3 protein-coding genes and 1 pseudogene are annotated in these 4,795 nt (G+C 61.0%); 2 read left to right on the top strand and 2 right to left on the bottom strand.

Features of this window, described 5'->3' with window-relative positions; all coding sequences use genetic code 11:
- Positions 1-283: 283 nt before the first annotated feature.
- Both EJA72_RS03325 and EJA72_RS03320 read right to left on the bottom strand, forming a co-directional pair.
- Complete coding sequence (locus EJA72_RS03325) at positions 284-1,009, bottom strand: alpha/beta fold hydrolase (protein WP_178129012.1); 726 nt, start codon at positions 1,007-1,009, stop codon at positions 284-286.
- Between the two features lie 222 nt (positions 1,010-1,231).
- A pseudogene (locus EJA72_RS03320) lies at positions 1,232-1,891 on the bottom strand (MFS transporter).
- A gap of 332 nt (positions 1,892-2,223) precedes the next feature.
- On the opposite strand from EJA72_RS03320, the gene EJA72_RS03315 reads away from it, so the two are divergent.
- Together EJA72_RS03315 and EJA72_RS03310 are read left to right on the top strand one after the other, a co-directional pair.
- The gene (locus EJA72_RS03315) at positions 2,224-4,050 is read left to right on the top strand and encodes a glycoside hydrolase family 15 protein (protein WP_157710115.1); all 1,827 of its coding nucleotides are present in this window, start codon (positions 2,224-2,226) and stop codon (positions 4,048-4,050) included.
- A 329-nt stretch (positions 4,051-4,379) separates the two neighbouring features.
- Positions 4,380-4,769: a hypothetical protein gene (locus tag EJA72_RS03310; RefSeq protein ID WP_157710121.1), complete on the top strand. Its 390-nt coding sequence runs from the start codon at positions 4,380-4,382 to the stop codon at positions 4,767-4,769.
- Positions 4,770-4,795 lie beyond the last annotated feature (26 nt).

The raw sequence follows: 4,795 nt of genomic DNA, 5'->3' as shown, positions 1-4,795 counted from the left end.
TTCTAAGCATCCGGATCAGTGGCGGGAAGCACAAAGGCACGTCGTCCCTATAAAACGAATGCAGACCGGAAAAATTAGCGAATGAGAATAAGTATCAGGAAGAAGGTTGAGTGGGGAGCGGCTGGGTGATGCAAATTTGTAGGAGCGAACCCTGTGGTGAGGGGATTTATCCCCGATGGACTGCGCAGCAGTCCCATTTTTTGGGGCCGCTGCGCGACCCAACGGGGATAAATCCCCTCGCCACAAAAGCTCCTCAGGGGGTGTAAGTGATCTTGAGATTGAATCAGGCCACAACATGCCGTCGACGATGCACATCCAGCTGATCCTTGATCACTCGCAGCACCTTGGCCTCGTGCTCATGGATGAAGAAGTGCCCGCCACCCAGCATGTCCACGGAAAAGCTGCCGTGGGTTTCCTTGCTCCAGCCGATCAGCTGTTCAGTCGTGGCGCGATCAGCCTTGCCGCCGAGCACATGCACCGGGCATTTGAGCAAGGGTCGCTGGACAGGCTCGAAGCGGCCGCACAGCAGGAAGTCCGCACGCAGGACCGGCAACGTCAGGCTCATCAGCTCTTCGTTGGCCAGCACTTCCTCGCTGGTGCCGTTGAGGGTGCGCAATTGCTCGATCAGTTCGGCATCGGTCTTCGGTTCGGCGAAATCCCGGTCGTAGTCGGCGCGAAGGGTTGGCGCGGCGGTGCCCGAGGCGAACAGCGCGACCGGCTCCGGGCAGCCCAGCGACCGCAGCGCATGGGCCAGTTCACAGGCCAGCAAGGCACCAAGGCTGTGGCCGAACAGCGCGTACGGCGTCTTGAGCGTGGCTTTTATTTCCTGGGCGAGTTGCAGCGCCAGGCGCCGCATGTCGGTGTGCAATGGCTCGCCAAATCGCGCACCGCGCCCCGGCAGTTCCACCGGCCGCAACGTGAGCCACTCCGGCAGTTTGCGCCGCCAGCGGCTGTAGACCATCGCGCTCGCGCCTGAATAGGGCAGGCACAGCATTGTCAGCTGAGTCACCGGGCGTACCTCGAGAAGTTGTCTGTAAAGAGAACGAATGAGCGACGCCGGGAATTAGATCGACGATGAATTGTGGCGAGGGAGCTTGCTCCCGCTGGGCTGCGAAGCGGCCTCAAAACCAACCAACGCTGTGTGTCAGGTGGAACATGGTCGCAGGGTTTACGACGGCTGCGCCGCCGAGCGGGAGCAAGCTCCCTCGCCACAGGTTGGTGGGGTTGAAAATTACTTGAGGTGGCGGAAGCTTTGCACGGCAGACCCCAGCACCACGGCCCCCGCCGCGATCGCCACCCAAAACCCGCTGCGCGCACCGAACGCATCCACCAGCCAACCCGAACTGGCCGCGCCAATCGCCACGCCGATGCTCAGGCCGGTGACCAGCCAGGTCAGGCCTTCTGTCAACTTGGCCGGCGGTACGATGCGTTCCACCAGCGCCATCGCCACAATCAAGCTCGGGGCAAAGAACAGCCCGGCGACGAACACCGCAAGCGACAAGCCCAGAATGTCGGTCGCCCACAGCAACGGCAGCGTCGTCACCGCCGTCGCCACGCCGCCGTACAGAAACAGGCGCGGCAGCGGGGGCATACGCGGTTTGCAGTTGCGGCTGGCCGCGATAGAGCTCGGTCCAGCGCGCGCGCACCATCGCCGACATGCTCGGCATGCAGCCGGCCAGCGCAGCAAACACAAACAACGTCCAGTGCGGCGCCTGCAAGCGGGTGCAAAGCAACACCATCAACCGGCCAGCCCGTAGCCACCTTGCAGCTGCGAGAGCATGGTGATCAGGCCGATACCGGTCATGGAAATCGGCATGCGCGCGATCATGCCGGCCAGCACAAAAGCTCGGGCGCTGGGGGCGTTGAACAGTTCGCGGTAGGGGTTGGCCATGGTTCGGGGTCTCGACAAGGGTCTGCAAGTTGCCATAGGGCTGGTTACGGGGGAAAGGGGCGAATTGTTGGTCGTATGTGAAGGCCTCATCGCGAGCAGGCTCGCTCCCACAGTAGATCTACTGTGAATACATTATTCGTGTGCACTGGAGATCAAATGTGGGAGCGAGCCTGCTCGCGATGAGGCCGGCACAGTCACCACAACTCTTCCACCAAATGAACTCTCCATCACTCAAACCAGTCAGCTATTCAGGGCCTCACTTCAAGACACTATCCTTCATGCAGATGGCCACCTCGTCGGCGGCATGAGCCTCTATCCGGAGTTCCGTGGCAATGGCTGATCATCATCCCGAACGACAAAGCGCCATCGACGCCCACGGCATCATCGGCGACATGCGCAGCGCGGCGCTGGTCAACGACAAGGGCAGCGTGGATTTTTTCTGTTGGCCGGAATTCGACAGCCCGTCAATCTTCTGCTCGTTGCTGGACACTCCCGAGGCCGGTATTTTCCAATTATCACCGGACTTGCCCGACGCCCGGCGCGAACAGATTTACCTGCCCGACACCAACGTGCTGCAAACCCGCTGGTTGAGTGATCGCGCGGTGGTCGAGGTGACCGACCTCCTGCCCATCGGCGACAGCGAGGATGACTTGCCCGTGCTGATGCGCAGGGTTCGGGTGGTCAGCGGCGAGGCGACGTTTCACATGCGTTGCGCGGTGCGCCATGACTACGCTCGCGCCAACACTCGCGCGCGGATGGAGGCCAGAGACGTGGCCTTCGACGCCGATGATCAGCCGTCGCTGCGGCTCTCTTCGGATCAGGCTATGCACGTCGACGGCGCTGCAGCGGTGGCCGAATTTACGTTGAAGCAGGACCAGAGTGCGCAGTTTCTGCTTGGTGGTTTCGATGACCCGCGCTTCAAGGAAGGTGCCGCGCAATTGTGCCTGGAGCGCACGCTGAAATTCTGGCGAGACTGGAGCGCCCAGTCCACCTACCGCGGTCGCTGGCGGGAGATGGTCAACCGCTCGGCCCTCGCGTTGAAACTGCTGACTTCGCGCAAGCACGGCGCCATTCTCGCCGCCGCCACCTTCGGCCTGCCGGAAACGCCGGGGGGTGAACGCAACTGGGACTACCGCTACACCTGGATCCGCGACGCCTCGTTTACCGTTTATGCCTTCATGCGCCTGGGCTTTGTCCAGGAGGCCAACGATTACATGCGCTGGCTACGCGGGCGCGTCAGCGATTCCCATGGCCAATCGATGAAACTCAACATCCTCTATGCCATAGATGGTCGCCAGGAACTGCCGGAAACCGAACTCTCGCACCTGGCCGGGCATGGCGGCGCCACGCCGGTTCGCATCGGCAACGCTGCGTACGATCAGGTCCAGCTCGACATCTTCGGCGAGCTGATGGACGCGGTGTACCTGGTCAATAAATATGGCGACGCCATCTCACATGAAGGCTGGAAGCACGTGGTGGAAGTGGTCGATCAGGTCTGCGAAACGTGGCAGCAAGAGGATGTGGGCATTTGGGAGATGCGTGGCGAGCAGCATCATTTCCTGCACTCGCGGCTGATGTGCTGGGTGGCGCTGGACCGGGCGATCCGACTCGCCTCAAAACGCTCGCTGCCCGCCCCGTTTGCCCGTTGGGATCAGACGCGCCAGGCGATCTACGTCGACATCTGGGAAAACTTCTGGAACCAGGAACGCGGGCATTTCGTGCAGTACCGTGGCGGAACGGCGCTGGATGGCTCAATGCTGTTGATGCCGCTGGTGCGCTTTGTCAGCGCCAAGGACCCGCGCTGGCTCGCGACCCTCGAAGCCATCCAGAAAACCCTTGTGCGCGACGGCATGGTCTATCGATATCGCAACGAAGACGAAGGAATCGATGGGCTCGACGGCACCGAAGGCGCGTTTGCCGCGTGTTCGTTCTGGTACGTCGAATGCCTGGCCCGTGCCGGCCAGCTGGAAAAGGCGCATCTGGAATTTGAACAGTTGCTGCGGTACGCCAACCCGCTGGGGTTGTACGCCGAGGAGCTCGACAGCCATGCGCGGCATCTGGGCAACACGCCCCAGGCACTGACGCATCTGGCGTTGATCAGTGCGGCGTGTTTTCTGGACCGGAAGTTGAGTGGCGAGAAGAGTGTGTGGCAGCCTTGAGACCGAGTTGTCCTTTTCGCCAGCGAGCTGGCTCCCACAGTGGATCTTCAGTGTGGTCACTTTGTGTGAACACCCTGGAACCTGTGGGAGCGAGCCTGCTCGCGATGAGGGCATCAGCCAAATACAAGGCTGAATGGTTCAACTCAGAACTATCGGGCAGCCTGGGCCCGAGCCCTACAAACTCTAAACAAAACCCGATAGCCGAAGCGCAAAAAGTCATGCCAGCCCTTGAAAAATCCTTTGTTGCCAGCCGTTACATCGCCACCTACCATCCAGCGTCAACGGGTACAGCGGAGCTGTCCAACACAACCCGAATTCAAGGAACCAGAATGACCCAACGCATCCACCGCAGCATTGACACCCCACCCCGGTCAGGCCTGAACCGCGATGAACTGTGGGAAGGCCCGGACAAAGGACTGATCAAATGCTGGGAAGTCGGCCGCCAACGCGCCGCCCGTTTCCCCGACCTCGCCCGACAATGCCTTGCCGGCGAACTGCCGGTGCTGGGCTGGAAAGGTGGCATCAGCCGTAGCCTGAAGAAACTCGAAAAATATGGATCCCTCAAATACCTCGCGCAATGGCAAGGGTTACGAGGGGAAGATCTGGATGTCGATCTGGGGCACGAGCGGGCGTTGACCTGCTCCAGGACCCGGATGGTCGTGACGTTTACGCCGGATCGGGCCAAGTACTTTAATCAGATGGCGGAATTGGACGGTTAGGAAAAAGGACTGTGCGCAGTTTGAAT

Source organism: Pseudomonas sp. PB120, assembly GCF_009761815.1.
Taxonomy (GTDB): domain Bacteria; phylum Pseudomonadota; class Gammaproteobacteria; order Pseudomonadales; family Pseudomonadaceae; genus Aquipseudomonas.
Note: the sequence above shows the minus strand (reverse complement) of the source record. Positions and strands in the feature narration are given on the sequence as shown.

Coding starts and splice junctions, on each gene's coding strand:
- EJA72_RS03315 (WP_157710115.1), top strand. CDS start 2,224: ATGGCTGATCATCATCCCGAACGACAAAGCGCCATCGACGCCCACGGC.
- EJA72_RS03310 (WP_157710121.1), top strand. CDS start 4,380: ATGACCCAACGCATCCACCGCAGCATTGACACCCCACCCCGGTCAGGC.